Consider the following 860-nt stretch of genomic DNA (forward strand, 5'->3'; position numbering starts at 1 on the left):
TGGAACGGCCCCGTATCCGCGGGGCCGTTTTTTTGTCGTGATTTTGCCATTCGCTGAAGTTAAGCTGCAGGAATTGAACAATAAAAGACGATAGATGAAAAAGTTTCAAACCCATCCCATCGGCATTGATCAGGGCGAGGAGGTCTTGTTTTCCGATTTCGCCGATGGTGGCGTGATGTGGACTGGTGAGGGCCCGCGTGAGCGTCGCGTAAGCATCCGTTTTTCAGAAGTGTTCCGCTCTGTGCCAATCGTCCAGATAGGCGTGGTGCTTTGGGATGTGGATACGTCCTCCGCTTTGCGCGCTGAAGTTCAGGCCGAAGATATAACGCCGGTAGGATTCAATGCGGTGTTTCGCACCTGGTCTGATACGCGTATCGCCAGAATTCGGGTGAACTGGACCGCAATTGGAGATGTTTCGCATGAAGACGATTGGGACATTTCGTGAAGCAGGCCTGTTCGTGAGATAAGATTGCGCACCTTCGCGCGTCGTCCCATAAAGAAGACTGGCCACCCCAAATAGCGGCTAACGCAACCGGAGGATCTTACAGGTGTTTGCACGAGATCATATCGAATACGAGGCCCTGGACCTTCCGGATCGTATGGACTTGTCTGATGAAGAAATGCTGGCCGAAGCGCGAGCGTTCTACGACAAGATGAAACGCCGCCATACCGTGCGTGACTATTCGGACCGGCCCGTCGAGCGCACGGTCATCGAAGAGTGCATTCGCGCAGCCGGAACAGCGCCCTCAGGAGCCAATCATCAGCCCTGGCACTTTGTGGCAATCTCGAACCCTGAGATGAAGCGCCGTATTCGGGAAGAAGCGGAAGCTGAAGAGCGCAGGTTTTATGAAGGCGGTGCC

The 860-nt window shown here is 54.3% G+C and carries 2 protein-coding genes; both read left to right on the top strand.

Translation table 11 applies throughout. The annotated features are described in order from the left end of the window. The first annotated feature begins 94 nt into the window (after window positions 1-94). A complete protein-coding gene (locus tag ACR0EL_RS21995) occupies window positions 95-445 on the top strand; it encodes an H-type lectin domain-containing protein (protein WP_170392437.1) in 351 nt (116 codons plus the stop codon). A 103-nt stretch (window positions 446-548) separates the two neighbouring features. After that, window positions 549-860: nitroreductase family protein (locus ACR0EL_RS22000; protein WP_480502290.1), on the top strand; the 312-nt coding region annotated here is incomplete at its 3' end.

Source organism: Ruegeria sp. AH12, from assembly GCF_056541465.1.

Excerpts from the sequence above, each read along its gene's own strand:
- ACR0EL_RS21995 (WP_170392437.1), top strand. The coding sequence starts at position 95 with ATGAAAAAGTTTCAAACCCATCCCATCGGCATTGATCAGGGCGAGGAG.